We start from the raw sequence: 24453 nt of genomic DNA, 5'->3' as shown, positions 1-24453 counted from the left end.
GCTTGGGCATGGGGTCTCCTTGGTCGAGCGGGGCGGGAGGGCTAGGCGGCTTCGTAGGTGAACTGGCCGCTGATCCAGTCGCCGGCAGCCGGTACGACGGGGGCAGTGGACCCGAGGAGCGTGCTCGTGCCGGTCCCCGAGAGTCCGCGGATGTTCAGGGTCGACGCGGTCGGGAGGATCACGAACCCCGTGGGGTAGTCGAGGGACGCGGAGACGTCGCGGAACCAGATGTTGCCCCGGGCGATGTTCGAGGTCGGATTGTTCAGCGCGGGGATGGGCACTGTGAACGTCCAGGTGCCGGTGCCGATGTTCAGGCCGGTGGTGCCGAGCAACATGTAGAAGTCGACCGTGACGAGGTTCCCGGGCTGGACGTTGTACCGCATCGAGAGGACACCGCCGGACCCGATCGCCGGGGAGCCACTCGCGGCGGTCCACACAGGTGTGAACGGGGTGTACCCGGCTGCTGAGTTGGTGCCGTCCCAGACCATCAGGACACCGCCAACGAGAGCACGTCGCCGAGGTTGCGTGCCGCGAGCTCGGTGGGGGCCAGCTGGATCGTGTCGGACCCGGCCTCGTACTCAGCCTTGCCGATGATCCAGTCGACGTAGGGGAGCACGATGCCCTGCTCGTTGATGACGCTGAACGATCGGACCATGTCGCCGGCCTTCACGAACGACAGGCAGGCAGGGGTTCCTCCCGGGGTAGTGAGCTGCAGTCGGGCCGGGTTGACCGCGTTGGTCCAGGCGTAGCGAGCCTTGCCCTTCGCGAGCATCCCGTTGCCGATGTTCGTGACGTTGCCGCTCGTGGTGACCCCGAGGCTGGTGACGTCAACCGGGACAGCGCGACGACGGGTCGCGGTCGCCGCCGAGTCGTTGACGTGCACGGTGGCATAGGAGGCGGACCCGGACTTGTAGCGCAGGTAGAGGTCGGAGGCGTAGTCGTCGTCAGCCAGCCCGATCTGCGTTGCCCCCGGCGCCAGATACCAAGTCGGGGTCGTCGGGTCAGCGACGGCGATGACCTGCCCGTACGGGTCGACGCGCCACCGCTTGCTGACACTGGTTGCCCACACGTCGAGCAGGTCACCGACGTAGTTCAGCTTGTCGGTGTCATCGGAGCCGGAGAACGGGACCGCGGAGAGGGATGCTGGCCGTGACCCTGCGAACCCGTCTGTGATCGCCTGGTCCACGGCCACGTCCGGAGTCGATGTGGTGTCGCCGCCCGAGTCCAAGCACAGGTGCGCGGAGTAGAACTCGTCCGCAAGCCCGATCGCCGAGAACTCCCAGCCGTCCTCGGAGACCTTGGGCTCGTTGAGCATGCCCTTCCACACGTTCGACGGACCGACCTTGATCTCCACGACCTTGCCCATCCGCAGCGACGGGTGCGTGAACGTCGGCGGGAGATCCATCTGCCAGAACGCGTCCTCTGATCCGCCGTCGGCGGTCGAGGACCACTTCAACCCGCCCCAGGTGCCGATCGTCGAAGCCCAGGTGCCGCCCGAGACGATCTGCTCGCTCATGCCGCGGTCACTCGGGTGTGGAAGTTGCGGTAGTGGCTGAGTGTGATCGCCGCGGCCTGCGAGTTCGACGTGATCGTGAAGATGTTCATCTGAGGTGGGGCGAACTCGTGCGCGCCGAAGGAAACCATCTCGTTGCCAGCATGGAAGGCGTCGGAGCGGTCAGCCGCCGTGCCGAGGTAGACGGTGTATTCCGGATGCTCCAGCGTGGGGGAGTCCAGGAAGAGCCGATTCGCCGAGCCACCAGCCGCAGGCGTCGCAGTGCCGCACTCAACCCAGGTCAGCCGACCGATGTCCGTGTTGAACAGCCACAGTTCGTCGAGCACGACGCCAGTTGAGCCAAGAAGCTCGATCCGAACCTTCCCCGAACTGCCCATCTTTCTCGGAGGGAGGTTCAATGAGGCGACGACGACGAACTTCCAGGCACCCGCAACCAGGGTGACCGGAGTCGTCCCTGTTTGAGCATCGCCGAGACTGGATGACCCCTGCCGCGACCGGGCTCCCCAGGTCAGCGTGTATGCGCCACTGGATGCGTGCTTGACCCGCGCGACCAGCAGGTGCCCACCTTCCTGGAGGCCGCCGACCGGCACATCGAAAGAGTTCTGGGTGCTCAGACTGGACGTGGCCCCATAGATGGTGGACGCATCAGTCACAGGCGACGGACCGGACGCCAAGAAGCGCCGAATGTTCGGCTGCTCCATTCCGGAAGCAATCGGGCACGTGTAGATCAGTGCGGTACCGAGCGCGACCGAGGCATCCTCGATCGCCAGGCTCGCCGGAGTTCGAGCTGAACCAGCAACATCGACCAGCCGCGGGATCTGCCGGTTGGTTCCCTGAGTCCCCAAGACGTTCGACTGCGAAACATCCAGCACGCCAAGGTTTCCCTGCCCAGGCCCAACATAGTGTCCAGTCATTTCGATCGAGTTCAGCGTCGTGACGCCAGCCGCGGCAGCGTCGAGCCAGTAGATGTATCCCTCCTGGGTGGCGACCGGAACATCCACGCCGTTCAACTTGAAGGTCGGTGCCGTCGTACCAGGAGCAAAGGTCGCGCCACCGCCACGTCCGGCATACCCATCGACGCGGACGAACGGCTTTGCGGCCATGCTGGTAGCCAGGCCCGAGCGAGTCAGTGCGAACCGAGTCACAAGCCACGGATCCAAGGTCGAATTCGTCGTATAGAGCGTCTGGCCGTCCGACCCTGGGGCCGACGTGACGGGGCTGCCTGAACCCTCCTGCTTCGTCTGAGTCCAGTTCGTAGGTGACGAACAGTCATCGATCACAGTGAAGGTCTGGGGCGTCAAGCTGGGGGCCGGGATGGTGACGCTGACCAGATCCTGGGAACGCACGTACGGCAGCGCCTGGATCTTCAGCCCGTACGTCGCGATGACCCGCAGGTCGTCCAGGTCGTCGGTCACTTCATCGAAGCTCGACATGACGACCGTGAACACGCACGGCTCACCCAAGCCATCGGGCGGCGTCCACGTCAGGAGGTTCCGCCGGTAGGACTCGAACATCAGCGCCTGCTCAGCCAGTGCCAGACCGTTCGAGTCGTCCGCGAGCACCTGGATGCGCAGGAACATCTGTCGGTTGTCCTGGCCGGTGAGTGCGACGATCGCCCCGTCCTGCAGCCAGGACGTGATCTTCTGCTCGATCGGGACCGGGTTGCCCCAGTCGCGGTCGTCGCCGAGTGCCTGGAACTGGTACCCGTTCGCAGCCTGGTCAGCATCCGTGCCGATCAGGTTCAGCGCTCCGAACGTGAGGGCATGCTGCGGGTTCGAGATCATCGCTTCCCCTTCGGGCGCTTCGGGCCGACACCGTTGATGGCGCGCGCGATCGCAGCGCCGGTTGCGTTCGGGTTCTTCTCCAGCAAGTTCCCGACGCGCGTCAGGGCGGCGGTCATCTTCTTGGCCTCTAGGTACTGCGCCTTGGCGACCGCGAGCTGCGGACCGAAGGCAGCAGACGCACCCGCGTTCCCGACCTCGACGCTCAGCCGGTCGCGCTGGTTGAACAGCGACTCGTACTTCGCCACATCGGCCTTCGGGCCAGTCGCGAAGTTCTGAACGTCCTGCAGCGACCCCTCGCTCAGCAGATACGCCAACGCATCGCTGTCGAGGCCCTTGGACTTCAGCTGCCCGATCGCGCCCTTGAGCGACGTCAGGTTGCCGATGTCACCGGTCAGCGTCGAGAACACGTCGCCCTTGCCAGCCTTCATGCGGTCAGCAGCAGACATCCACACCGAAGAGTCCGTCTTGCCGAACAGGTCCGACTTATAGTTCGACGAGATCGAGTCCCGAACCGACTGCGCCTGATCAAGCAACGCCTGACGCTTCGAACTCTCCTTCTCGAGCAACTTCGTCGAGGCCGCGATTGCCTTGTTCCACTGCTTCAAGGTCGACGGGAACTTCATGTCCAGGTCGTCGCGGATGTAGGCGTTGAGTGCCGGACGATTGCCCACCGTGCCGCCGCCAGCAAGGCGATCAGCGTTGATCGCCTTGAGCAGACCGCGGTGGCGGTCAGCCTGGCCGTGACGATTCGAGATGACCTCTTCGCCCGGAGCCGCCAGGATCAGCGTCTTGTCGGCGTACGGGAAGCGCGGACCGAGAACCGTCGCTCCGTCCGCCGGCGTCTGATCGACAAACAGAGGGTTGCCCTGGTCGCCCTTCGGAATGCCGCCGACGCCACGCACAACCGCCCGGAACGCGATCGTCGAGTTGTTGTACTTCTTCACCAGGCGATCCAGCGCGGACATTGCAGGAGTGACATTGATCTGGGGCGTCTTCGGGGTGAGCTTGAAGTCCTCGTACTCCTTGATCGCCAGACGCCCACTTCGCCAAGCCCGATTCGCGCGACGAATCTCCGCCTCGGTCGCGTTCGCCAACTCCCTCATTCGGAGTGCACCAGCCGGACCGGCGGCCTCAAGTTCCTTGATCAGCCCTTGGCGCAGCCCCTTCTCGCCCGCCTCCTTGGCGTTCGCCGTGAAGTCGCGTAGGGCGGCAGCTTGGTCTTCGAGTTCCTTGATCCAGTCGTCGAGGCTGACCTTCGAGTCGCTCAGCGACGCGCCGAACTCCAGGAAGCTCGACGCCGTCTCATGGGCTGCTTGCTTCTGGGCGAGCACGGCCTGAGACTGCTTCTCGGCCTGCAGGGTGAAGTCGGCGGACTTGCCGGTCGCATTCTCGACCGCCAGGCCGTATTGCTTGAAGCCGTTCGCGACGTCGGACGAGCTAGCGCCGGCCTCAAGAATCTGATCAACGATCGCCTTGGCGGCATCGGCCTGACCGCTGTCGACCAGGCCAGCCAGTGCCTGATCCAACTGCTTCACGTTGTCTACGGCAGTCTTGTAGCCAGTTCCGCCCGTCAGCTTCGACGGCAGGTCGAAGAGAGTGCCGAGAACGGGGACACTTGACGCCTTGCGATTGATCGCGTCGAGGCCACCGCCGGTCGCGAGGCCGAGCTCGTCGACCAGCCCCTTGAGATCCTTGCCGAACTTGTCCTTGATCTCGCCGACCACGTTGCCCGCCGCGAGCGCCTCCAGGCTCCGCCCGAGATTGGAGCCGTCCAACTGCTTGTCAAAGATGCTGTCGACGGCCATGTCGATTGCCTCTAGGCCGAGCACGACAGCTCCAAGCTTTGCGCCAGTGCTGAAGTTTGCGAATCCACCCTTGAGGCGTGCTACCCCAGCCTCGCTGGCCTGCATGGTCCGGTTGAAGATGACCATCGCAGCGACCGCCGTGTAGATCGGCGTTCCGAGATCTGAGCCCGCAATCGCGGCGACCACGTTCGAGAGCGCGGTCAGAGTTTCCAGGACCGGCCCTGCCAATGGAGCGGCAGCCTCGATGATCTGGAGGAAGGCGTTCGCGATCGCGCCGATGGTCTCCTGGAGTTGGGGTCCGGTGCGCTGGATATAGGCGACGAACTCCCTGAAGCCCTGTGTCTCCGACAGGCCAGCGGCCCATCGATCCAGGTCCGCAGTCGAGGAGACCAGCCAGTCGGCGAAGCTGCGGTTCAGTGGCGTGAAGGCCATCCACAACTCAGCGAACGCGTGCGTCGTGTTTCCGATGGCGGACGCTAGATCGGACAGCGCAGGGGGAGCCTCGGTCGCAATGAACTCGAAGAACGGCATCCATCGCTCCGAGGCCAGAGATGCACCGGCATCCTCGGCAATCGAGCCAAGTTCGGCCGCGATGGCCCCGATGATCTTCTCGACCGCCGGAAGCGTTCCCTCCAGCTCGTGCAGACCGGCGGTCAGTCCAGGGAACAGGTTGGTTGCTGCGAGCGCCTTCAGTCGCGACAACTCGGGCTGCATGGCCCGGATCTCGCGTACAAAGTCTTGGGCTGCCGGAGTCAGCGACTCCATCGCAATCCGCGCAGCCGTCAGGTTCGCCTCGGTTGGCTCCAGTGCGGCCTTGTTGACCGCCTTCAGCGTGTCCCCGATGCCCTGGAATGCCAGGACGGCAGTGCCGGCGGCGATCGTCGCGAAGCCGATCTCCGAGGACAGGCCGGCGATCGCCGCAACGCCGACGCTCCCAATGGGCGCAACGGTCGGCAACAGGACCGTGAAGGCGTCACCGAGAAGGCGGATCCGCCCAGAGAGGCGATCTACTTCGCGCCCAGACGTACCAGAGGTGCGTCCGACCTTGTCGATGCCTTTCTCAAGTTCCCGCGTGGTCCGCTGCGCCTGAACTGAGTCCTTCGAGAGTGAGTTCAGCTCCCTGTCGAGCAATGCAGCAGCAGCAGCAGCCTTGACCATTCCGGTTGAGAAGTGGTCCTCGAGTTCGAGACGGACTGCTTCGCGACGTACGGCCACAGCGCCTCCCTCAAGGTCGAGACAGCGGCGACCAGCCGCGGTACGGTCGGGAAATGAGTCAGAAGGTGAAGCGCGGTCTCGGCCTGCTGGTGGCAGCGCCGTTGCTACTGGTCCCGATGGGACTGCTGGTGGCGCTCGTGAATTCGGCCGGGAATGACGCTGCGACGATCGCGAACCTGATCTGGTTGCTCGCGATCGTCGGCGCGATCTGCGTGTTCCTCTGGGGGCTGACGCTCATCGCCTGGTCGCTGCTCAAGGAGTAGGACTGGCCGCCGGACCCTTGTAGCTCAGGATCACGCTGCGTCCATCGGACGGCCTTGGTGCACCAGCTGGGGGCTTCTCGCCGAGCGCGTGAACCTTCTTCTCGTCCTCGGCGTCGAGGACGCGCATCTGCTTCTTGAAGTCCGCGCACACTGGGCAGACTGGGAGGATGATCTCCATGTCCGGGTCCGTCCGAGCGATCGACTCGTGCAGGCCACAGGAGCAGATCTGCGACTCGTACAGCACGAGGCCAGCCATCTTCGCCCGCTCGGTGTCGTCCCACTCGGGCTCGCGCGTCACGACGGTCCGGATCAACCGCCCAGCGCCGTCGTACTCGTGGACCTGGATCTCGGTGGGCTCCCAGCCCAGTAGCCGCTTCTCACTGATGCCCAGTGAGCGGGCGAGCCTCAGTCGTTCCCGGAGTTCTCCGTCTGCGACGAGGAGCTCGGCAATTTTGGGGCGCGGGCCAGCCCCTGCTCATGCATCCCGACGACGACGGTGATCATGTCGCGGCGGTCGGAGTAGGTGATCCGCTCGGCCAGGTAGGAGTCCCAGTCGCCCTCGGGGACCGGTTCGCCGTTCCAGGACACGACGTAGCGGGCCAGGTCGTTGAACACGGCGGTGGCGTTGCAGTACCCACCGGTCAGGCGGACGTCGGCAGCGTTGTCGAGGCGCGGCGGATTGTCGTCCTTGAAGCGCTGCCAGTCGCCGCCACTCAGGCCCTGCAGGCCGATCTCGCCCTGATGGTCGGCCAGGGACACTCCGACAACATCGAGTTCGCTGGCGATCGAATCGAGGCGCGCGTTCCGGTCCTTGGATTCCTTCGCGCCAACACCAGCCTTCGCGGGCGGCCCGGTCGGCTTTCCCTCGTCGTCGGTGCGACGTCCGGCGGCGAGAAGGTCAGAACGCTCCTGGTCGAGACGCTGCGCATCGTCGAGCAGGTGCTGCCCTTCGATGAGGGTGACCGTCAGAGTGGCCTTCGGCAGCGGCATGGGGCCGCTCTGGGCACGCAGTTCCGCAAGGGTCTTGGACATGGCTTCTCCTGCCGAGTGGTTGCCGAGTTGAAGACGCGGGCGACGGACTCGGCAGCCGCCACCCGCGCCGTTCAGGGGTAGGTCAGGCAGCCGGTGTCGCGTAGTTGTGGATCAGGCGACCGCCGACCGGGGCGAGGGTCTGAGTCGTCGAGAACTCGTCGTACTCACCGTCGCCGGTCTGGCCCTCGCGGTACTCGCCCACGGTCACCTTGAAGCCCTGGTTCACCACGTCGGCGGTCGCCAGGGCCGCAGTGGCCTGACCGTCCAGCCCGTCGCAGATGTAGACGTAGCGGGTCGTGGCCGGGACGAGCTTCTCGTAGACCTCGTTGCCCGGGGTGGTCGGCGTCGCGGTCTTCTGGGGGATGTAGGAGTACTGGATCTCGAACGACGGGAACTTCGTCAGCCCCAGCCGGTCCTCCTCGATCTTGGAGCACAGCTTCTTCGGTGCCGTGCCCACGTTCTGGGTCGGCTGAGTCGCCGGCAGTCCGTAGATGTGGCACTGAGCGAACAGGCCAGCGTTGAGCTCGGCCTTCGTCGGCGCGGTCAGGCTCGCCGGGGCGGTCGAGAGGATGATGACGACCTTGTTGCCGAGGCTGGTCGTGGTGACAGGCAGAGAGACGGGCATGACTACTCCTTGATGGAAGGCGGGTTGTCGGTGTTGCTGGCCGACGTCGCGGCCTTCTCCGTCGCGGCATCGCGAACGGAAACCTTGGGCTTGATCGGGCGACCGTCGAGCCGCGCGTCGGGCAAGATCGCGCCAGTGCGGTCGTGGGTCGGCTCGTCGAGCACGTCCCACCCCTCCGACGCCGCATGGATCGCGCTCGTCGTGGTCGCGTAGTCGTAGGCACCGTCGCGAGGAACGCGAGCGCGGACGTATTCGGTCATCAGGACTCCTCGGTTGGGAATGACAAAGCCCCCGACGTAGGTCAGGGGCTTGCGGAGGTCGAAGGCGGTGGAGTTACGCGCCGATCGCGAACGTGAAGGTCATGTACTCGGCGAACCAGCCGGAGCCATAGTCCGCGTCGTCGTTGGTCTCGAACTGGATCGGGGTCGTCTTCGCAGGCCCGACCGACAGCCGGTTGAACTCCAGGGCCGCGCGACACTCCTCCAGGTCAGTGCGGACGCTCGAGACCGTGGTCTGCGAGACGGCGGCGACGGTCAGCCGGTAGCCGACGATCCCGGTAGAGGCGGACCGCTTGAGGTTGGCTCCAAATCGGCGGGCCAGCGTGATCTCCACGTACTGCGGCGGGCGCGTCGATGGAACCTTGTCCAGGTCGTACGCCTTGCGCGGCGACAACGCCGCGTTCAGGACAGTGAGGATCGCGTCAACGTTCGCCTGCGCAGTCATCAGAACCCGTGCGCCTTGAACATGTCGCCAACCTCGTCATTGACCGAACGCGAGAACGACGGCCCGACGATGTCAGCCGCACGCGGCAGGTCAGTGTTGATGCCGTGGCGAAAGCCTGCGCCGACGAAGTCCGACTTCGGGACGCCGTCATAGCCGAACTCGCCACTGATCGTGTTGCCGAACAGGCCGAGGCCACGGTCCATGTTCGAGTTGATCCGCTTCCAAATCCGTGAGCCGTGCGGGCCGGCCTTCTCCCTAGCGAACTGTCGTGAGAGCTGGGTGCCGACCTTGATGCCGTCGCGGACCACGCCACGCATCCGTGGGCGAGTCTGGACGGCGATCTCGGTGAGGTCCGAGGAAAGGTCACCGATGCTGTGGGTTACGCGGATCCGCATGGCGACCTCCTAGAGCTGAATGACGTCGAGGCGGCGTGCGGTCGCGAACGACTTCGCAGGAACGCCGACGACCATGTAGCGGCGATTCAGAAGCGCCGGATCATCCGCCTGACCGAGGCCGCTGACGACGTACTCAGTCGCCTGGCCGCGCTGCTCGCTGGCAACCGGGATGGGTGCGCCGACCGGGATGTGCAGACCAGCCGCGAGCACCGGGCGATCGACACCAGCGACCTTCACGTAGCGGGTCGGAGTGTCACTGCCCGCCTGAGTGCCGGACTGGACCTTGCCGGCGTGCGGCGACTGGGTGTTGAAGGCCGGGACCTCGAAGCCATCTGGGTCCGTCGTGAAGGACGGCGGATCCATGGGGGCCTGGGGGGTCAGGGTGAGGGTCATGTCCCGCTCAGCCGCAGCCTGACCACGGCGTACGGCAGACGCGGAACTCACGAGTCGAACCGCGATGCGTAGTCGGCCAGCGGGTCGATCATGTACGCGCGGCCCTTCTCGCCCGAGCCAGGGATCAGGCCATCCAGCTCGTCGTCGGTGAAGTAGAGCAAGCCCGCTGCGACAGCCTCGTCACGCTTGTAGGTGTAGTCGTCGATCGACTCCTGCGACAGGCCGTCGGGATTCTTCATCGTCCGAAGTACTGCGGCGACGAGCACCCGGACAACCTCAGCCTGCAGAGTGCGCTCCTCTGCAGGCAGCTCGTTGTCGGTGTCGATCAACTCGTCGAGGTTGATCCCGAGTTGCGTGAAGTGACGACGCAGCATCCGCCACGCGTCGTCCAAGAAGGTCTGAGCGTTGATCGTCTCCTGAGCGGAGAGAGGGCGCCACCGTGCTTCCACATCAGCGGTGGTTGCTGGGTTCGGCATGGTGACGCCCTCCTCTCAGGACTAGATGGCGAAGGGTCAGGCGACCTTGACCGAAGCCACGACGAGCGCCTCGGGGCGGACCACCTTGGAGCCGTAGAGGTGCAGGCCCTTGAGGGCGTCCGCGAACCGCTTCTCAGGACGGAACGCCTCGACCTTGGCAATCTGCTCGGCATAGGAGGTGCCCAGTGCCGATCCGGCGACCGCGGCGCGACCGCCGCCGCTCAGCGCCACGTCCGCCACCGTCGCCGAGGCAGAACTGTTCGTGGTGACCTCGATCGAGGAGCCGTCGGCGTTGACCGACGCCACCTTGTTCGAGGACGCGCCGACGCCAGTGCCGGCGATCGAGAGGCCGACGTCGGCCTGCGAGAAGGTCCCCGCAGCCGCCGTGATCGTCTTGTTGCCGCTGGTGGTGGTCGCGGTGATGGCGGTCCGGTTTCGCTGCGACGCGTTGTTGGACAGCATGATGGTGAAGCCGCCAGCGGATCCGACGATGCCGTTGCGCAGCCCCTCGGAGGTGCCGGACTCGTTGACCTTGACGAAGCGGCTGTCGAGCAGCAGCTTGCCGTGGGTCGCAGGGTCGATGACGAGCCAGCGACCCTCAGTGGGCACGTTGACCTCGTCGAGCTCGACCTTGGCCGGCACGATGAGGGTGTCGTACACGTTGCTCGCCGTGGTGGCGTCGACGACACCGAGGGCGCTCCCGGCGCCGCCGATCATCTTGGCGTGGACGAACTGGTCGGCCTTGTCGCGCAGACCGAATGCGGCCCGGCGGGCAGCCTCGGACATCAGGGCGCCGCCACTGCGGGCCTGTCGCAGGTCGATGTCGTCGATCTCGAACGCGAACGCCTTGGCCTGGTCGATGAGCAGGGTGCGGTCGGCGTCCGTGAGGGTCTCGACGGTGAGGTCAGTGTCCTTGGTGTAGTCCACGATCGACACGTCCGAGATGGACGCAATGTGGACGGTGTCACCGTAGGCAGCGATCTCGCCCTCGTAGTCCCGGTTCACGCACGGCGAACCGGCGTACACGAGGTTCTTGTCGAGGATCGCGAGCAGCTGGGCCGCCCACACCTCGGGGATGAAGTTGGTGATTGCCATGATGGCGTCTCCGTTCTGGGGTCAGTGGTTCAGGACTTGATGCCGAGCAGGTTGTTGAGGCGGCCCTCTTCTCGGGCCTTCTCAATCTCGGCGTGCTTGCCGTCCCGGCCCATCTGCTCGACCTGCTCGCGGGTGAGCTGGTCGACAGCAGTGGATCCGCTGGCACTTCCGCCCTGTGCGGGGTTGGGTGCGGGGGCCTTCGGGTCGGCTGGCGCGGCACCTAGCCGCGGATTCGCCGTGACTGCCGCCTGGATCGCAGCTGCGATGGCAGCAGAGTCAGACGGGTCAACGGCAGCGAGCGACGCCAGGAAGCTCGAAGAGTCCAGCAGGGCGGCGGGGTCGCCTCCTGCGGCTGCAGCGTTGCGGAACACGGCGAGCTCAACTCGCGCTTGCTTCGCTTCGGCCTGCGAGGTGGTCAAGCTCTCGGTGAGCTTGGCCGGGTCGTTCGCGTCGTCCTCGACCAGTCCAAGGGACTTGCCGATGGACTGTGCGAGCTCCTTGCGTGCTTCCTCGGCGGCCTGCGCCTTGGCGGAAGTGCGGTCCTTCGCGTTTTCCGCTCGGAGGCGCTTGATCTCGGCCTCCGCTGCGGCAGGGTCGGCCCACGGGTTCGCGTTGGGCTCGGAAGCCTTCGGCGGATCGACGGGCGGGGTCGGCGCTGGGGGAGTCGTCGCTGCAGCAGGCGGCTCAGTCGGCGTCGGGGTGGGTTCTGCGGGTGCTACGGACATGACGAGCCCTCCTGGGGCGTTGTGGTTCCCCCGCGCCAGGCGGGATGATCTTGGGGCTACGCGGCCATCTGCGCGTTGAGCCGCGCGAGCAGGTCGGCATAGGCGGACGCGGCGGCGGGCTGGATGGTCGGCGTCGGCAGGACCGGGGTCGGATCCGGGGCGGGCTCGCCGTTTCGCTGGGCGTTCAGCCTGCGGCGGAAGTCGTTCGTGCCGTCGCTGTCGTCGTACAGGACCGCCATGTCCTGCAGCCATGCCGGGATTGCGAAGTCGGTCGAGAAGATCGGCTCGACCTCGCAGTGGCATTTGTTGTGGAAGCGGTTGATCTCACCCGCCTCGTTCGGCGGGATCTGGCCGGCGGACTCGCGGGACTTGTAGACGCCCCAGTGCTCATCGCCACCCAGGCTCACACCCGGTGATCCGTACCGCTTGAAGTCCTTCGCCAACCCCTTGCGGGACGTCTTCCGGAGAGCCTGCTCGATGCACCAGTAGCAAGCATCAGGACGAGGGACGCGGCGGTAGCCGAGCGCCTGGTCATCACCCTCGACCACCAGCACGGTCGTCTCCCGGGCTTCGTCCAGCATCGCCTTCTGCATCGACACCTGAACTCGCTCGAGGATCTGGGCCTCGATCTCCGACAGTGCCTTGGCCTGCTCTTCGCTGATCTGGTCGAGCGCACTCTTGGCCCAGTCGAGACCGGCATCGATCTTGGAGACCGGCGGCGGCGTGATGCTCGGTAGTCGCGGGACCGTCTTGATTCCGGCCTCGGCGCGAGCAAGCCGATAGTTGTCCAACGTCACGACCGTGAGCGACTGCGAGAACTGCGGCACGACGGCCCGGATGGCTGCCGTGAACGCGTCCCATGACGGCGTGGAGGGCGTCGGAGTCAGCGATCCCCACAGTGTGCTGATCGCCTGCGCGAGGGCCGCGGAGTAGGCGAGCTGACTGACGTACTGACGCTGGGTGGCTGGGCTCTCAGACACCCTCGGTGTCGCCACCAGTACCTCCCTGCTGCGGGAGCAGGCCATGCGCAAGAGCCATGCCCATGTTCCGGGCGTCATCAGCGACACGGTCCTGCGCGAGACGCTGACGGTCCACGGCGTTGTACCCGAGCCGCTTCAACGTGACGTCGGAGGTGGCCGGCACCGCGCCCGCCGAGATCTCCTTCGACACAGCATCGGAAACCAGCGCGGGAGAGAACATCTCCGGCGGCGTCCAGTCGATCGCCAACTGCTCGTACTCGGCGGGCAGCTTGCCGAGGTTGTCGAAGCGGACGGCCATCTTCGCCACCTCGCACAGTGGCCCGGTGAACTGGCGCTGCATCCGCTTCGTGCGGCGGTTGCGACGGTCATCGGCGACCAGGCCGGCCTCCGCCGATGCCGGGTTGCCCTGTGTGTACAGGCCCATGTCGGTAGGAAGCGCAGACACGATGCCCGCAGCCGAGGAGGCGAGCCAGTCGAGCACCTTCGTGAACACCGAGGGGTCGTAGGCAGTGAACTGGAACAGGGTCGGCAGGTCGCCGTTCTCGTCCCGCTCGATCGCGAGCACCTTCGTCATGTAGGTCTCAAGAACCGACGCAACCGAGCCGTCCGCCTTGGTGAAGGCAGCCTCCGCGGCACCGAGGATCGCCTTCTGTGGAGCGGAGTAGACCTCGCGGCCAACGGCTAGGCACATCAGCGTCCGGCACGCCTCGTCGATGATCGCCTGGAGCGGGATCGTGATCTCCGAGGAGCCCGAGCGATTGTTCGTGCGCGGACGGTTCGCCATCCGGACGACGGGAACGAAGTTGAACCCGTGCTCGTCGCGCCCGGTGACGACCCACTCGCCCTTGTCATTCTGAGCCATGTGCACCGTCTTGCCGGGGACCAGCAGGGCGCCGCGACGACGCCCGTCCTCCGACCAGTACTCCTGCATCATCGCCCGGGGCGAGGTGCCGCGCAGATCCCACAGGACCGCGGTGTTCAGCGGCGACTCCACCGTCACGACCGGAGCGTCACCACGCGAGGCGGGGGAGCCGACAACCCAGTACGCCGGCCCCATCGACAGGGCGTCAGTGAAAGCCAACGTCTGCTCCGAGGCGAAGTTGTTCGCGTCCATCATCGCCATCAAGTACTCATCGCCATCTGTGGCATCGACCCGGCGGAAGCAGTCGGCGTTCAGCCGCTCCACGTAGGGGTCAACTGCCATCGCGCCCCAGCCGACGCGCGACTGGATGTGGCCCTCGAGCTCCTTGGGGACGGCGATCCGCAGGTTCTTGATCTCCTGCTCACCGAAGTAGTACTTCTCGGACTGCAGCATCGTCGCCGAGTTGCGCTGGTACTGGTTCCGGAGCTGCTGGATCAGCAGCTGCTCTTCAAGGCTCAGCGACAGCGACGGAAGTGTGGGGATCACAGCGGTAGAGAACGTCACGCGAGCCCCTCTCTTAGTCGCGAATGAGCACCCGACCCTTGCCGGGAGTGCCCTTGTTCTGGGACAGGCGGACGATGCGCCACAACATGCGGGCGCCGACGAAACAGACAGCTAGGTCGACCTTGCGAGCGCTGGAGCGGCTTTCTTTGCCGATCGTGATGCCGAACCGGCCCTCACGGCGACGCGCGTTCTTCAGGTGACGCCGCAACACGTCGCTAGTGCGGTACGGAGCCTCGCCGGCCTCCATGTCCTCAGCCACCTGAGTGACCGCGGGCTGGAACAGTTGCTGCGCCGCACTGGCCGACATGTCGAACGCGATCGAATGCAACTTCGGACCAGACTTCACCGGCCAGAACTTCTTATCCAGGCGACGGTGGTAGCGCTCGTGCCAACGGTCGACCATCGGCCACCAGAACCGGTCATCCTCGACCGCATCATCAGCCTTCGCGTGCGACGGGTCGAAGTAGAACGCGACCACCTTGTACGTGTCGAACGCGACCGTCACCGCAAGATCGACCTGATTGCGATCGACCAGGATCGGCTTGTTGTCCGCGTCAACGCCAGGGTGCTGATGGTGCAGGAGCTGCGCGAGGCCGTCAGAGATGCGGATGGCTATCAGGCCGGTGTCGTCTCCAGACTTGGAGCCATCGCCGAAGAGTGCCACCCGATCGCCAGGCTGCAACCCGTCGTCACGGCGGCGGTTCTCGGGACGGTCAATCCAGTGCGGCTGAGCCCACGCGTCCTCGGTGCCGACGATCTGGTTGTACCACTTGCGCCGCGACTCACTCGGGGAGTTCTCGGGGTTGAGGATCGACTCCATGATCGTGCCCTTGGGGCGGACGTCGAGCCACGAAGCATCACCCGCGATGCAGCGGATGACCTCTGGGGCAGCCTCGCGAGTAAGAGGCGCTTCGGGAGGCGCTTCGAGCGAATCCCACAGCACGCCGTACCCGACGTTCGTCGCATTGTCGCCCTGGGTGGACTCCCACGCTTCACGAGCTCGCTCGGCAACCGAGTCGCGACCAGGGCGGTAGGCATTGAAGATGTCCAAGACTCGGGCCGGCGTTCCCTGCTCGGCCTTCGCGGCATTGCCGTCCATGGCGCCAGCCAGGTCATGCCCACCGTTGGTCGAGAGCCAGTTCTGAGTCTCGGCACGGATGATCAGGTGAGGTCGCCCACCCTCGTTCGAGTCCGCCGCAGTCGAGATGCCCTCGATCTGACGCTGATCGCCATCGGACCAGACATTCAGCTTGCCGACCGAGATGCCGTACCGAGTTCGCGTCGCCCTTGGGATCAGGCTCGGGAACAGCTTGAAGGTGTTCTTGGTCTGATCCTGAGAAACCGCAGCGATCTGCGTCCACGCCTCCGGGTCATCCCGCCCGATCGGACGGTCACCCTCCCAGTGGTCGAACATGATCGGCGCGTGAAGCGACCCGATCGAGATACCCGCGGCGGTCGGATCCTTGCCCCAACCCTTGAGGCGCTGCAGTCGACCACTCCGGTAGAGAAAGTCGCCGTCCGAGTCAACCGCGTAGTACCAAAGCAGGAAGCGCGTCTGCTCGGCAGTCCACCACCAAGGCTTCGTTCCCTTGCCAGTCAGGTGCCGAGTCGTCCACGAGAGGAAGCCCCATCCAAGGGACGCCTCCGGGAGCAACCAGCCGTTGTCGTACTGCCAAGTCGGGCCGATCTTGACCGGCTCCCACTGCAGATCGACCGGCGGCGTCGACCGCTCTAGGAGATCGCGATACTCCTGCTCGATCGCCCGGTAGTCGGCACCAAGATCCTCGACGAACGCGGGGCCACTACTACGCGCCATGCTTCCAGCGCGTATCGGCAGCAGCCCGAGCCGGGTTGACCACCGGACCACCAGCCGGCGCTTCGTCGGGAAGCTTGAGCTGCCGAATGAACGCCTGCCGCGACTTGCGCATCTTGTCGATACTGCCGATCAGCGGGTGCTCAACCTCCTGACCCATGCTGCCCGTGCTCATGAACGGACGGCCAGCGTCGCGCCACTCCTGCTCCAGGGTGGCGAGCATGTCCGTGGTCGCACACGCATCCTCAAGGCAGCGGAGTTCGTCGGCGCGCAGGGTGTACCTCGCGACGACCTCGGTCCACAATGCCTTGCCGGCGGTCGAGAGGTTGGTCGGAGGCTTCGGCTTCGCGGTCATGACGCCCTCCTGGGGCAAGTGGTGAGCCGCGCCTGGCGGCCTGAAATCAAGCGGCCCGCGCGCCCTTGCGGACATTGCAGGCGAGATGTGCGCACTGAGTGTTTGCGCGAGAGTGATCGCCACCAAGGGCAAGTGGGATGATGTGATCGAGACTGACGCTCAGCGGTTCCGGCCACCTGGCTTCGCGGTCAACGAGCTCGGAGCAGATGCCGCAGGTCCAGTTGTCGCGCTCGAACACCTCGACGTGCGAGAACTTCTCAACCGTGGCGCCCTTCTTGATCGCTCGACGACGGTGGTACGCCTCGGCGATTGCTTCGGTGTAGCCGTAGCTTTCACGGCCTTGGCGTGCGCGGCGCTCAGCAGTTTCAGTCGCCCTGCGTGCGAGAAAGCACTCTGGCTTCGGGCAGTACTTCCGGCGCGCGTGCCCAACCGGTTCACCGCAGTTCAAACACGGTGACTGTCGGCGCGCTGTTCGGTCGGCTTCTAACTCAGCGCGAGCCGCGACGGAGAGTGGATCCGCCTCACGCCCCCATCGCGCAAGGGCCGCATGGCGGGCGGCAGCCGAACGCTCACTGGATGACGCGTTTGCCCAGCGAGCAAGGGCGGCATTGCGTGCCGCATTGGGCGAGCTCGTCACGCACGCCTCCCCGAAAAAATGAGAAAGTCCAACGCACGCATTGGCAGGTGCTACCCCAGTCACTTTTCGAACACCCGTTCGGGGGCACCTACCCCATATCGGACAGGGTTAGATCGCTCCGGGGTGCTTCTCTCGGGGCAGCGTCAGCTTCTTGCCTGCGCCGTTGTCGAGTCGTGTCTTGCGGTCGTGGCATGGGCGACTGAGCCATTGCAGGTTCTCTTGGCTGTGGTCGTCGCCCTGCTCGATGTGGTCGCAGTCAGTGCCGATGCCGTTGCACTCGGGTACGTGGACCTTGGCTTGGCATCGCCCCTTGGCTAGCCGCTCGCACTCGGCCCGAAGTTCATCCCAGTTGTCGGGGAGTCTGTCGTGTCGGGTGCTGTTGGCCCAGGACATCGGTTCGGTCTCACCGCCAACTATCTAGGCCCCCTTGACATTGACTATCTAGGGGGTCTAAACTATTCTCATGGTTAAGGCGATCACGTACAGGGAAATCACCAAGGCGCTGCGTGCCTACGGATGCACGCCCAAGCAGGGCAAGGGTGACCACGAGAAGTGGTACTGCCCGTGCGGGAAGCACATGACCCCGATCACTCAGACCCGGGAAGTGTCGCCGGGCCTGGTTCGTCAGGCGATCGTCCGACTGGAATGTCTACCGAAGGGGTGGCTCAAGTGAACGTCACAGCAAAGCAGTGGGAGCACGGTTGGGAACTCCACGTCGAGGGCGTTGGAGTGACTCAGGTTCGGACGCTCGCGAACGCCGCACAGCAAGCCGCCGATCTGGTCGAGACGATGACCGGCGAGGCGGTGAGTGCTGATGCCATGGTTGTGCGCGTTGAGATCGAGGACGGTCTAGCTGAGCGGGCAGAGCGGGTGCGTGTCCTGCTGAAGGATGCCGAGTCTGCGAGCGCGCTGGCGGCGAAGGAGTCTCGGGAAGTTGTAGCTGCACTTCGCGCCAAGGGGCTCAGTGTGACGGACGCCGCGGTGGTCATGGGCGTCTCGCGCGGTCGAATCTCTCAACTCGCGGCCCGGTGAGGTGAGCGCCATCAGCGTGGGACTGAGTCCTGCTTGATCATCAGGTCGAGCAGGTCATCGATGTCTGCGCTGAGCCACGCCTTGACGATCGGGTCGGACTCGTTGACCTGTCGTGCGCGGAGGTGGCGTGCGGCTTCGGCGATGTCTTCGCGGGTGCTGTCGTCGGTGATCCGAATGAAGCGCACGGTCACCTCCGGGCATGAAGAACGCCCCGGGTTCATGACCTCGGGGCGCAACTGTCCTGCACGGCTATCGTTGCATACCTGTCGCGATCAGGCCAGCGTCCCACCGAGCGACGGCCTCGGCGTGTCGTGTCACCCAGGCCCCTGAACGCTTCTCTCGCTGCACTCGGGCGACGTCCTCGTAGTGGAATCGCAGCGGCTTGGCGCCTCGACGCACGGGCTCCAGGTCTCCGCGAAGCACCCATGAGCGGACCGTCACCGGACTCACGCCAGCGATCTCCGCAGCCTCGTCGGTGGTGACGGTCACGGTGAGTGTGCGCCGTTGAACAGCGCCAACACCTCATCGGTCGGCAGATGGGCAACCAGGTTGACCGACACTTTGGCGTCGTCGCCATCGGTCTTGAAGTCGACCGAGAAGGTATCGCCCTCGATGATCTCCTGATCGAGCCCAAGCCGATCGGCGATGGCTCGATGGAACTTGCTCTGCTGACTGTCGGAGATGTAGGCGGGCTTGGTTGGACTACTCATCGGACATTCACCGTCGTCATGCGATCGCCGCCTCTGCCTTGAGAACCTTCTGCCACAGCTCGAATTCGTCCTCTCGCATCATTCCAGAGCACGACCCGCAAGACACGTCCGACTCCCCGCCGTAGATCCGCAGGTTGGTCTCCGAGCAACGCGGACACGGCACACCAGGAACCCGCCGCATGGCCGGCCTCCATGGTGCCAACGCGTGCGCAGCGGAGGTGTGCTCGGCGAGCTCTTCCCACCAGTCCGCGATCGGGTCCAGGCGTTCAATGCTCGTGAGCCAGGTCAGCAGGAACCGCGAGTCCTGCTCCGGCGTGTGTGCCAGGGGACCGGTCACGCCGAGCGTTTCAGCCACGTCGTCAGCCCATGCGGCCAGCGCGTCGCAGATCGCCTGCCGCTCGTCGTAGATGCTCGCCTTGATCGGTAGCGGCAGATCCTTCGATCCGCTGACGTGCTCGCCATCGGTCGATGCGCCTTGCCCGGTCGCGAGGTTCCCAGTCAGCCAGTTCACGACGGTCGGCGCATCGTGAAGCATCAGCTCGAGCCTCCGGTGGCAGGTGTGGCAGAGCCCACCGTGGTCCGCACGCCTCGGCAGACATCCCTTGCAGATCTCACGGTCCTCGCAGTCGGTCAGGTGCTGGCTGTAGAGGTTGCAGCCGCGCACACAATCGGCAGTCTTCTCACTCATGCGTCTTGCCCTTCTTCATCGCGTCACCGATCCCCTGAAAGCTCGCGGCTAGGTCATCAATCACCCCTTCCATCGCACGCATCGACTCCACGAACGACTTGCTATTGATCCGAAACATGACCTGAATGCGACGCCGCAACCGCTTCTCGTCGGCGCGCTTGAGATCCCGGTGCAACAGGGGCAGGAAGGCAGCCAGCAGGACGGCGAACAGGACCATGGTTGTCATCCCCCAACCACCTCACTCGGCTCAGCTTTGGCACCCCAGCGAGCAACGCACCAGCGGCTGCACAGGGTGGCGATCAGGTCGTCCCCGGCGTAGATGTCGAGCCAGTCGCCGGGGTTCTCGACGCGCTGCCAGGAGTCGCATCCGGGTGCGTCGCAGTGTCGGGCCATCATCATTGCTCCTCCTCCCACAGCGGCGTCTCGTCATCGTCAGCGAGGTAGGCATCGATCTCGTCGGCGAGCCGTGACCAGAGTGCGCGGTGGGCGTCTGAGTTGCAGCCACCGCAGATGCCGGCGCATCGCCATTCGGGCGCGTAGTCCGAACCGAATTGGGACTCGCTCTTCCATGCGTGCTCGTCGTGGGCTTCGTTGTTGCCGCACCATTTCCAGCCGACATTCTTGGCGTCGAACGAGTGCGCCTTGGGTGGCTTCGATCTGACCACCAGACATCCCAGCGCGTGCTCTCGTCCGGCCATGAACCGGGCGTGGTCGCGGAACTGGGTCAGGTCGCTCATCGCGCCTCCAAACCCGGCGCAGCGTCAGAGCCGATCTGAGAGCCTTTCAGCCCGCCATCGTCCCCGAGTGCCACCGAACGCGTGTTCGAGCCCGAGAGGGCATCCTGAATTGCCTGAGCGTGCTCTGTGGCCTCGGTGGCGAGGTCCAGTAGCAGCGATCGGGTGCCGGGTCGGCGACGTGGGTCGCTCGCGACTCGGCGAAGTAGTTTCGCCACCCGCACGTGGTCGAGGCGATCGGACTCCATCTCGTCGCGGTTCAGGTCGCATCGGAAGCAACCCGGGTCCAAGATGAGGCACTGGTGCTCGCTCATCACGCACCAACCTCTCGCCGCTCGGGCAGCACAGTGGGCGCGGGGTTGGGTGTCGCGACGGTGATCTGACAGAACCAACTGACGTTGTCGTGGAACGCCGCCTCAGATGACTGGTGGACCCACTGCGGCCCGAGTGCGTAGTTGATCTGCACGATGCGAGCGTCGCAGTGGACGCACCTTGTTGGCTCGGTCTCACTCACGATGCGCTCTCCTTCGGCACGGACGCGTTGGGTGCGGACCAGATCAGCGGCGCGCACCCGAATGGCGGTCGGTCACCCTTGGGTCCGATGACTGCATTGGGTCGGTCGAAGCGCAAGCGTCCGCGAAGGAACTCGACTCGCAGTGGCGATCCAGGTTGGTCGCGATACGGCTCGACCCAGTCCTGCCACCACGCCTGCTCGACGCGGTTCGCCGGCACCAACATCACGATCTTGAAAGGCGCAGTGTCGCGGGCGAGCTGCAGCGAATGAACTGGTGGCATCCGGAGGTCTTCGCCATTCCATGCGTCCCAAGCCTTGAGTACCCAAGCGCCGAGGTTGCTATACGGCGGATTGCACCAGACGGTTCCGGTCCAAGGCTGCGTCAGTCCGTCGTCCTCGAGCGAGTAGAACCGCTCGCACTTCGCATTGTGCTCGGCTGCGGCGACGTCGAGATCGAAGCCACCGAAGCGCGTCGAAAGCTCGTCGAAGAAGTTCTGGTCGGTGCCACGGTCGTCGACCGCGGCTCGAGCGCCTCGCTTGCCCGTCTGCTGGGGGTGGTTGCTGGCCTTGAATCCAACCAGGCTCACTGGCCCGCCTCCTCGTCTGCAACACGCTGCTCGTGCTCGTGGAGTTGCTGGGCGGCGTAGATCGGTGCGTACGCAGCCTCCTGAGCCTTCGACATGCCTGCCTCCTGGTTGGTTCCAGCGACCGCAGCCCGACATTCAGCGAGCGCGGCGGTCTTGGTGGTGGGGTCTGCTGGGCGGGTCTTGGTCGCTCGTTCCCCGCAGATGCAGGCGTCGAGGTGGCGCCCGCAGGTCATGCACTGGTCCTCGCGGCGTGGGGGGGTGGGTCGCACGTTCGCGGTGCCGTTCATCTCTGCGGCCTTCCACCATGGACCTGACTCAAGTACCCGCTTCGGGGTGTCGGTGATGTACTCGCCGGCACCGTTGCAGTCGAGCGCGACCCAAACCAGTGCCATCGCGACGTCTCGGAAAGGGCGGTTCGTCAGGTTGCGGCTGATGAACGTTGTCAGCGACGAGATGGGCCACGTCGGACGCAGCTCGTTGATCGCGTGGGCGAGTCGCCTCACTTCGACGTCATTCATCTCCAAGTCCAATCCGCGTAGCGGGCGCGCCTTGGTGAGGTCTGCGCTTGGTCTTGGTGGAGATCCATTTCCATTCCCTGATCCCTGTTCCCTTCCCTGTTCCTTTCCTGTCGTGAGTCCTCACTGATTCCTCCATGAGTCATCACCGTCTGGTGGTGGAAACTTTGATGGGCTTGGCCTGTTGATTCGCTGATGCGTCAGCCACTCGGTGATGAACAGAAATCGACGTCCTGCGTTGGTGTAGCGGTGGATCTTGTCACTCTCGGCGAGTTCGTCGAGGTCGGACTCGATCGCCTTCACAGAACGTTCCAGCGGCCAGACCGCGGCCTTGATCAGGCGGGCGTCGTCTACGCATCGGCCCTCGTCGTCGGCGTGGGTCCAGAGTCCAATAAAGGTCAGCCGTGCGGGGATGCTCAGGTCTGCATTCGACAAGCTGGTGAAGAACTCCGGCTTGATCGTGCGGATGCGTGCCACTAGATCCGCGCCCCCTTCCGAGAGTTGCAGGACCGGCAGAGGGTCTGCAGGTTGGCGAAGTCGTCCGTGCCGCCGAGTGACCATGGGTGGATGTGGTCGAGACTGAGCTCGTCGGTGGATCCACACTGGATGCAGGCGAAGCCGTCGCGTCGGTAGACGGCCTCGCGGAGTCTCGATGAGATGTAGCCGCGTTCGTCAGTTCGACCCACGGTCCAGAGCGAATCTCGAATCCGACTTCCCGCGAAGTCCATGGTCTCCCGGACCAGGTATCCGGAATTGCCGTCGCGAACTGACTCAATCCACAGCCCACTTGCTACGAGATTGCGGATGTTTCGAGCCGTCCCGAAGTGGCGAGTCATGTGTGCTGGAATGAAGCCGCGCTGCTTTGGAAATGTTGCGAGCCAGCAGCCAGCAAGCACCCATGCGCCGAGGTCGGACCGACTCACCCTGGCTGTCACTGGGTGACTACTGAACCGACAGTCGATGTTGAAGGTGCGGCTCATACGCCACCGCCCTGATGACAGTCGCAATCGCACGTGATCCCGTCCGGCCCGCCGATCTGCCAGGGGCATCCGGCGTGGTCGGGAATCGAGTGCTCGGGGCCAGGGAGACACCAGCCGAATCGGTGGCTCATGCGGCACCCTCCTGTCGCAGTTGGTCCGCCACCTTGCGTACGGACGACGTGATGAGCACCTGGCGGATGAATGCGCTCCGGTCGACCTTGAGGCCGTAGAGACGTCGCAGCTCCAGAAGGGCGTGGTCGACGCTGAGGAGTTCGCCAGCGGTGAGGTAGACCGTCACCTTGGCGTCGTGCTTTCCGCGTGGTGAGGCTCTGCGGGTGCTCACGTCCCGGCTCCCTTCTCAACTGAGTCGGCCCGGTCGCGGAGTAGGTCTGAGGCTGACTCGCAGTAGCCGCAGTGCTCCGGCTGACCCTTGTAGCGGTCGAAGTGGCTACAGGCCAACAGGAGGGCGTCAGCTGCGTCGCGCAGCGCGTTCGCCTGCTGATCGGCAACGATGGCGGCGACTGCTGCGGTGAGTACGTCTTGTGCCCAAGGTGCGTGCATGTTGGCGTAGGCGAGTTCGAGATCGTTGGACAGAAGGCTCTCTCGCTGCTCGTCCGTCAGCCCGCTCACTGGGCACCCCGCTCAGCGCGAGCGATCTGGGCGGCATCGCTGATGGTCCCGGCCTTGATCCAGTCAGACGGCATCGCCTCGATAGCGACTGCGATCCGTTCCCGCTCGGCAGCGGCGGCCTTCTCGGCGGCTGCACGCTCCCGCTCAGCGACGAGCTCGTGCTGACCCGCCCCGCAGTCCTGGCAGAAGGGGTCGTCGTCCAACGCGGTGCCAGAGGGAGTGGCGGGTACAGGCGGATCGGTCGCTGGTACCCACGGCGTGACGGTCACGGTGCGCTGGACGATCCGGCACGGGCCCATCGCACAGTCCGCGATCGCGGCGTCCAGGGTGTCGTAGAAGACGTCCGGGCCGGTGGCGTTGGGCAGCACCGACCCGAACTCGATGCGCTCGCTCGTCTCGTCTGCGGCTGGGGGCGACTGGTCGGTCATGCGGCAGCCCTCCATCGGATCTTGGGTTCGACGGGGTGCTTGTCCGTGCGTGCTCGGTTGGGTCGGTCCCAGGTATCGCCCTTGACCTCGGCGTCGCGGATCCACCCAGCTGCGTGCAGAGATCGGCCCGATTCGCTCGCGAGGGTGTAGGTGATGATCCGGCGCGGCGGGTAGCCCATCGCGATGCCAGCTCGCCGGACAGCGCCGTAGAGCATGGAGCACGCGTTCGGCGTCCCGTCCGTGCAGACGCGGAGGACTTCGAGGGTGATCCCGTCATCCAGTAGGCGTGCTACCGGGCGGCCGGCGATCGCGACCCCTCGAATCACTCCGTCGCTGGTGCCAACGGCGATCGAGAACTTGTGACCTCGGGTCGATCCGTG

At 65.2% G+C, this 24453-nt stretch carries 39 protein-coding genes; 3 read left to right on the top strand and 36 right to left on the bottom strand.

Features of this window, described 5'->3' with window-relative positions; genetic code table 11:
* Positions 1 to 41: 41 nt before the first annotated feature.
* The 4 genes from EFK50_RS07900 to EFK50_RS07885 are packed head-to-tail and all read right to left on the bottom strand — an operon-like array spanning position 42 to position 6317.
* The gene (locus tag EFK50_RS07900) at positions 42 to 488 is read right to left on the bottom strand and encodes a hypothetical protein (protein ID WP_123227042.1); all 447 of its coding nucleotides are present in this window, start codon (positions 486 to 488) and stop codon (positions 42 to 44) included.
* Positions 488 to 1516 carry a hypothetical protein gene (locus EFK50_RS07895; protein WP_123227041.1) on the bottom strand — a complete coding sequence of 343 codons (1029 nt, stop codon included), beginning with the start codon at positions 1514 to 1516 and terminating at the stop codon, positions 488 to 490. The genes EFK50_RS07900 and EFK50_RS07895 overlap by 1 nt, the downstream gene beginning before the upstream one ends.
* On the bottom strand, positions 1513 to 3297 hold the full coding sequence (locus tag EFK50_RS07890) for a hypothetical protein (RefSeq protein ID WP_123227040.1): 1785 nt from the start codon (positions 3295 to 3297) through the stop codon (positions 1513 to 1515). The genes EFK50_RS07895 and EFK50_RS07890 overlap by 4 nt, the downstream gene beginning before the upstream one ends.
* Positions 3294 to 6317, bottom strand: coding sequence for a hypothetical protein (locus EFK50_RS07885; protein ID WP_148046100.1), 3024 nt, complete (start codon positions 6315 to 6317; stop codon positions 3294 to 3296). The genes EFK50_RS07890 and EFK50_RS07885 overlap by 4 nt, the downstream gene beginning before the upstream one ends.
* Before the next feature lie 53 nt (positions 6318 to 6370).
* On the opposite strand from EFK50_RS07885, the gene EFK50_RS07880 reads away from it, so the two are divergent.
* The gene (locus tag EFK50_RS07880) at positions 6371 to 6580 is read left to right on the top strand and encodes a hypothetical protein (RefSeq protein WP_123227038.1); all 210 of its coding nucleotides are present in this window, start codon (positions 6371 to 6373) and stop codon (positions 6578 to 6580) included.
* On the opposite strand, the gene EFK50_RS07875 is transcribed toward EFK50_RS07880, so the two are convergent.
* From EFK50_RS07875 to EFK50_RS21850, 16 genes are all read right to left on the bottom strand, one after another.
* Positions 6570 to 6893, bottom strand: coding sequence for a hypothetical protein (locus tag EFK50_RS07875; protein WP_123227037.1), 324 nt, complete (start codon positions 6891 to 6893; stop codon positions 6570 to 6572). The two genes, EFK50_RS07880 and EFK50_RS07875, sit on opposite strands and share 11 nt — an antisense overlap.
* Positions 6894 to 6985: 92 nt before the next feature.
* On the bottom strand, positions 6986 to 7612 hold the full coding sequence (locus EFK50_RS07870; RefSeq protein WP_123227036.1) for a hypothetical protein: 627 nt from the start codon (positions 7610 to 7612) through the stop codon (positions 6986 to 6988).
* 82 nt (positions 7613 to 7694) lie between these two features.
* The gene (locus EFK50_RS07865) at positions 7695 to 8237 is read right to left on the bottom strand and encodes a phage tail tube protein (RefSeq protein WP_123227035.1); all 543 of its coding nucleotides are present in this window, start codon (positions 8235 to 8237) and stop codon (positions 7695 to 7697) included.
* A gap of 2 nt (positions 8238 to 8239) precedes the next feature.
* Entirely contained in the window at positions 8240 to 8497 is a 258-nt protein-coding gene (locus EFK50_RS07860) for a hypothetical protein (RefSeq protein ID WP_123227034.1), read from the bottom strand.
* Between the two features lie 73 nt (positions 8498 to 8570).
* On the bottom strand, positions 8571 to 8960 hold the full coding sequence (locus tag EFK50_RS07855) for a hypothetical protein (RefSeq protein ID WP_123227033.1): 390 nt from the start codon (positions 8958 to 8960) through the stop codon (positions 8571 to 8573).
* Positions 8960 to 9355 (bottom strand): hypothetical protein, encoded by a 396-nt coding sequence (locus EFK50_RS07850; RefSeq protein WP_123227032.1) that lies wholly within the window; start codon positions 9353 to 9355, stop codon positions 8960 to 8962. The genes EFK50_RS07855 and EFK50_RS07850 overlap by 1 nt, the downstream gene beginning before the upstream one ends.
* A gap of 9 nt (positions 9356 to 9364) precedes the next feature.
* On the bottom strand, positions 9365 to 9799 hold the full coding sequence (locus tag EFK50_RS07845; protein ID WP_281274007.1) for a DUF6093 family protein: 435 nt from the start codon (positions 9797 to 9799) through the stop codon (positions 9365 to 9367).
* Positions 9796 to 10224 (bottom strand): Gp19/Gp15/Gp42 family protein, encoded by a 429-nt coding sequence (locus EFK50_RS07840; protein ID WP_123227030.1) that lies wholly within the window; start codon positions 10222 to 10224, stop codon positions 9796 to 9798. The genes EFK50_RS07845 and EFK50_RS07840 overlap by 4 nt, the downstream gene beginning before the upstream one ends.
* 36 nt (positions 10225 to 10260) lie before the next feature.
* Positions 10261 to 11319 (bottom strand): major capsid protein, encoded by a 1059-nt coding sequence (locus tag EFK50_RS07835; protein WP_123227029.1) that lies wholly within the window; start codon positions 11317 to 11319, stop codon positions 10261 to 10263.
* A 29-nt stretch (positions 11320 to 11348) separates the two neighbouring features.
* Positions 11349 to 12044 carry a hypothetical protein gene (locus tag EFK50_RS07830; RefSeq protein ID WP_123227028.1) on the bottom strand — a complete coding sequence of 232 codons (696 nt, stop codon included), beginning with the start codon at positions 12042 to 12044 and terminating at the stop codon, positions 11349 to 11351.
* A 56-nt stretch (positions 12045 to 12100) separates the two neighbouring features.
* Entirely contained in the window at positions 12101 to 13024 is a 924-nt protein-coding gene (locus tag EFK50_RS07825) for a VG15 protein (RefSeq protein WP_148046099.1), read from the bottom strand.
* The gene (locus tag EFK50_RS07820; protein ID WP_123227026.1) at positions 13017 to 14432 is read right to left on the bottom strand and encodes a phage portal protein; all 1416 of its coding nucleotides are present in this window, start codon (positions 14430 to 14432) and stop codon (positions 13017 to 13019) included. The genes EFK50_RS07825 and EFK50_RS07820 overlap by 8 nt, the downstream gene beginning before the upstream one ends.
* A gap of 31 nt (positions 14433 to 14463) precedes the next feature.
* Complete coding sequence (locus EFK50_RS07815) at positions 14464 to 16266, bottom strand: terminase (RefSeq protein ID WP_183407727.1); 1803 nt, start codon at positions 16264 to 16266, stop codon at positions 14464 to 14466.
* Positions 16256 to 16618, bottom strand: a complete 363-nt coding sequence (locus EFK50_RS07810; protein WP_123227025.1) for a hypothetical protein — start codon at positions 16616 to 16618, stop codon at positions 16256 to 16258. The genes EFK50_RS07815 and EFK50_RS07810 overlap by 11 nt, the downstream gene beginning before the upstream one ends.
* Positions 16619 to 16664: 46 nt before the next feature.
* Positions 16665 to 17066 (bottom strand): HNH endonuclease, encoded by a 402-nt coding sequence (locus EFK50_RS22130; protein WP_183407726.1) that lies wholly within the window; start codon positions 17064 to 17066, stop codon positions 16665 to 16667.
* A gap of 297 nt (positions 17067 to 17363) precedes the next feature.
* Positions 17364 to 17648: an HNH endonuclease gene (locus EFK50_RS21850; protein ID WP_148046098.1), complete on the bottom strand. Its 285-nt coding sequence runs from the start codon at positions 17646 to 17648 to the stop codon at positions 17364 to 17366.
* Positions 17649 to 17718: 70 nt separating this feature from the next.
* Here EFK50_RS21850 and EFK50_RS07800 point away from each other — a divergent pair, with 70 nt between their 5' ends.
* Both EFK50_RS07800 and EFK50_RS07795 read left to right on the top strand, forming a co-directional pair.
* A complete protein-coding gene (locus EFK50_RS07800; protein ID WP_123227023.1) occupies positions 17719 to 17928 on the top strand; it encodes a type II toxin-antitoxin system HicA family toxin in 210 nt (69 codons plus the stop codon).
* Positions 17925 to 18287 carry a sigma-70 family RNA polymerase sigma factor gene (locus tag EFK50_RS07795; RefSeq protein WP_123227022.1) on the top strand — a complete coding sequence of 121 codons (363 nt, stop codon included), beginning with the start codon at positions 17925 to 17927 and terminating at the stop codon, positions 18285 to 18287. The genes EFK50_RS07800 and EFK50_RS07795 overlap by 4 nt, the downstream gene beginning before the upstream one ends.
* 11 nt (positions 18288 to 18298) lie before the next feature.
* Here the strand turns inward: EFK50_RS07795 and EFK50_RS07790 are convergent, their stop codons facing one another.
* The 16 genes from EFK50_RS07790 to EFK50_RS22435 all read right to left on the bottom strand — a co-directional run.
* Positions 18299 to 18478: a hypothetical protein gene (locus tag EFK50_RS07790; protein WP_123227021.1), complete on the bottom strand. Its 180-nt coding sequence runs from the start codon at positions 18476 to 18478 to the stop codon at positions 18299 to 18301.
* Positions 18479 to 18536: 58 nt separating this feature from the next.
* The gene (locus tag EFK50_RS22950) at positions 18537 to 18776 is read right to left on the bottom strand and encodes a helix-turn-helix domain-containing protein (RefSeq protein ID WP_123227020.1); all 240 of its coding nucleotides are present in this window, start codon (positions 18774 to 18776) and stop codon (positions 18537 to 18539) included.
* On the bottom strand, positions 18773 to 18997 hold the full coding sequence (locus EFK50_RS07780) for a hypothetical protein (protein ID WP_123227019.1): 225 nt from the start codon (positions 18995 to 18997) through the stop codon (positions 18773 to 18775). The genes EFK50_RS22950 and EFK50_RS07780 overlap by 4 nt, the downstream gene beginning before the upstream one ends.
* Before the next feature lie 16 nt (positions 18998 to 19013).
* Positions 19014 to 19685, bottom strand: coding sequence for a hypothetical protein (locus EFK50_RS07775; RefSeq protein WP_123227018.1), 672 nt, complete (start codon positions 19683 to 19685; stop codon positions 19014 to 19016).
* Positions 19678 to 19911, bottom strand: coding sequence for a hypothetical protein (locus EFK50_RS07770; protein ID WP_123227017.1), 234 nt, complete (start codon positions 19909 to 19911; stop codon positions 19678 to 19680). Before EFK50_RS07770 ends, EFK50_RS07775 begins: the two co-directional genes overlap by 8 nt.
* On the bottom strand, positions 19908 to 20084 hold the full coding sequence (locus EFK50_RS22125) for a hypothetical protein (protein ID WP_183407725.1): 177 nt from the start codon (positions 20082 to 20084) through the stop codon (positions 19908 to 19910). Before EFK50_RS22125 ends, EFK50_RS07770 begins: the two co-directional genes overlap by 4 nt.
* On the bottom strand, positions 20081 to 20422 hold the full coding sequence (locus EFK50_RS07765) for a hypothetical protein (RefSeq protein WP_123227016.1): 342 nt from the start codon (positions 20420 to 20422) through the stop codon (positions 20081 to 20083). Before EFK50_RS07765 ends, EFK50_RS22125 begins: the two co-directional genes overlap by 4 nt.
* Positions 20423 to 20732: 310 nt before the next feature.
* A complete protein-coding gene (locus EFK50_RS22120; RefSeq protein ID WP_183407724.1) occupies positions 20733 to 20885 on the bottom strand; it encodes a hypothetical protein in 153 nt (50 codons plus the stop codon).
* Positions 20886 to 20929: 44 nt separating this feature from the next.
* On the bottom strand, positions 20930 to 21520 hold the full coding sequence (locus EFK50_RS07750) for a DNA N-6-adenine-methyltransferase (RefSeq protein ID WP_221177321.1): 591 nt from the start codon (positions 21518 to 21520) through the stop codon (positions 20930 to 20932).
* Entirely contained in the window at positions 21517 to 22038 is a 522-nt protein-coding gene (locus EFK50_RS22440; RefSeq protein ID WP_221177320.1) for a hypothetical protein, read from the bottom strand. Before EFK50_RS22440 ends, EFK50_RS07750 begins: the two co-directional genes overlap by 4 nt.
* 120 nt (positions 22039 to 22158) lie before the next feature.
* Positions 22159 to 22512: a hypothetical protein gene (locus tag EFK50_RS07745; RefSeq protein ID WP_183407723.1), complete on the bottom strand. Its 354-nt coding sequence runs from the start codon at positions 22510 to 22512 to the stop codon at positions 22159 to 22161.
* The gene (locus tag EFK50_RS22910) at positions 22512 to 22763 is read right to left on the bottom strand and encodes an HNH endonuclease (RefSeq protein ID WP_342772409.1); all 252 of its coding nucleotides are present in this window, start codon (positions 22761 to 22763) and stop codon (positions 22512 to 22514) included. The genes EFK50_RS07745 and EFK50_RS22910 overlap by 1 nt, the downstream gene beginning before the upstream one ends.
* A gap of 379 nt (positions 22764 to 23142) precedes the next feature.
* Positions 23143 to 23358 (bottom strand): hypothetical protein, encoded by a 216-nt coding sequence (locus tag EFK50_RS21845; RefSeq protein ID WP_148046097.1) that lies wholly within the window; start codon positions 23356 to 23358, stop codon positions 23143 to 23145.
* Entirely contained in the window at positions 23355 to 23645 is a 291-nt protein-coding gene (locus EFK50_RS07735; protein WP_123227011.1) for a hypothetical protein, read from the bottom strand. Before EFK50_RS07735 ends, EFK50_RS21845 begins: the two co-directional genes overlap by 4 nt.
* Positions 23642 to 24073 carry a hypothetical protein gene (locus EFK50_RS07730; protein ID WP_148046096.1) on the bottom strand — a complete coding sequence of 144 codons (432 nt, stop codon included), beginning with the start codon at positions 24071 to 24073 and terminating at the stop codon, positions 23642 to 23644. Before EFK50_RS07730 ends, EFK50_RS07735 begins: the two co-directional genes overlap by 4 nt.
* The coding region (locus tag EFK50_RS22435) for an XF1762 family protein (RefSeq protein ID WP_221177319.1) at positions 24070 to 24453 on the bottom strand (384 nt) is incomplete at its 5' end. The genes EFK50_RS07730 and EFK50_RS22435, both read right to left, overlap by 4 nt.

The sequence above is a fragment of the Nocardioides marmoriginsengisoli genome (assembly GCF_003725695.1).
In the GTDB taxonomy this organism is placed as follows: Bacteria; Actinomycetota; Actinomycetes; order Propionibacteriales; family Nocardioidaceae; genus Marmoricola; species Marmoricola marmoriginsengisoli.
The sequence above is the reverse complement of the archived record's forward strand: the minus strand, read 5'-3'. Positions and strand labels throughout refer to the sequence as shown.

Bases quoted from the DNA above. Each gene is read 5' to 3' on its own strand.
- EFK50_RS07765 (WP_123227016.1), bottom strand. From the start codon at position 20,422: ATGAGCGACCTGACCCAGTTCCGCGACCACGCCCGGTTCATGGCCGGA.
- EFK50_RS07855 (WP_123227033.1), bottom strand. From the start codon at position 8,960: ATGACTGCGCAGGCGAACGTTGACGCGATCCTCACTGTCCTGAACGCG.
- EFK50_RS22440 (WP_221177320.1), bottom strand. From the start codon at position 22,038: ATGAATGACGTCGAAGTGAGGCGACTCGCCCACGCGATCAACGAGCTG.
- EFK50_RS07775 (WP_123227018.1), bottom strand. From the start codon at position 19,685: ATGAGTGAGAAGACTGCCGATTGTGTGCGCGGCTGCAACCTCTACAGC.
- EFK50_RS07870 (WP_123227036.1), bottom strand. From the start codon at position 7,612: ATGTCCAAGACCCTTGCGGAACTGCGTGCCCAGAGCGGCCCCATGCCG.
- EFK50_RS07860 (WP_123227034.1), bottom strand. From the start codon at position 8,497: ATGACCGAATACGTCCGCGCTCGCGTTCCTCGCGACGGTGCCTACGAC.
- EFK50_RS07800 (WP_123227023.1), top strand. From the start codon at position 17,719: ATGGTTAAGGCGATCACGTACAGGGAAATCACCAAGGCGCTGCGTGCC.
- EFK50_RS07865 (WP_123227035.1), bottom strand. From the start codon at position 8,237: ATGCCCGTCTCTCTGCCTGTCACCACGACCAGCCTCGGCAACAAGGTC.
- EFK50_RS07770 (WP_123227017.1), bottom strand. From the start codon at position 19,911: ATGACAACCATGGTCCTGTTCGCCGTCCTGCTGGCTGCCTTCCTGCCC.
- EFK50_RS07835 (WP_123227029.1), bottom strand. From the start codon at position 11,319: ATGGCAATCACCAACTTCATCCCCGAGGTGTGGGCGGCCCAGCTGCTC.
- EFK50_RS21850 (WP_148046098.1), bottom strand. From the start codon at position 17,648: ATGTCCTGGGCCAACAGCACCCGACACGACAGACTCCCCGACAACTGG.
- EFK50_RS07815 (WP_183407727.1), bottom strand. From the start codon at position 16,266: ATGGCGCGTAGTAGTGGCCCCGCGTTCGTCGAGGATCTTGGTGCCGAC.
- EFK50_RS07840 (WP_123227030.1), bottom strand. From the start codon at position 10,224: ATGCCGAACCCAGCAACCACCGCTGATGTGGAAGCACGGTGGCGCCCT.
- EFK50_RS07900 (WP_123227042.1), bottom strand. From the start codon at position 488: ATGGTCTGGGACGGCACCAACTCAGCAGCCGGGTACACCCCGTTCACA.
- EFK50_RS22125 (WP_183407725.1), bottom strand. From the start codon at position 20,084: ATGATGATGGCCCGACACTGCGACGCACCCGGATGCGACTCCTGGCAG.
- EFK50_RS07810 (WP_123227025.1), bottom strand. From the start codon at position 16,618: ATGACCGCGAAGCCGAAGCCTCCGACCAACCTCTCGACCGCCGGCAAG.
- EFK50_RS07880 (WP_123227038.1), top strand. From the start codon at position 6,371: ATGAGTCAGAAGGTGAAGCGCGGTCTCGGCCTGCTGGTGGCAGCGCCG.
- EFK50_RS22910 (WP_342772409.1), bottom strand. From the start codon at position 22,763: ATGGACTTCGCGGGAAGTCGGATTCGAGATTCGCTCTGGACCGTGGGT.
- EFK50_RS07895 (WP_123227041.1), bottom strand. From the start codon at position 1,516: ATGAGCGAGCAGATCGTCTCGGGCGGCACCTGGGCTTCGACGATCGGC.
- EFK50_RS07730 (WP_148046096.1), bottom strand. From the start codon at position 24,073: ATGACCGACCAGTCGCCCCCAGCCGCAGACGAGACGAGCGAGCGCATC.
- EFK50_RS07830 (WP_123227028.1), bottom strand. From the start codon at position 12,044: ATGTCCGTAGCACCCGCAGAACCCACCCCGACGCCGACTGAGCCGCCT.
- EFK50_RS07890 (WP_123227040.1), bottom strand. From the start codon at position 3,297: ATGATCTCGAACCCGCAGCATGCCCTCACGTTCGGAGCGCTGAACCTG.
- EFK50_RS07780 (WP_123227019.1), bottom strand. From the start codon at position 18,997: ATGAGTAGTCCAACCAAGCCCGCCTACATCTCCGACAGTCAGCAGAGC.
- EFK50_RS07850 (WP_123227032.1), bottom strand. From the start codon at position 9,355: ATGCGGATCCGCGTAACCCACAGCATCGGTGACCTTTCCTCGGACCTC.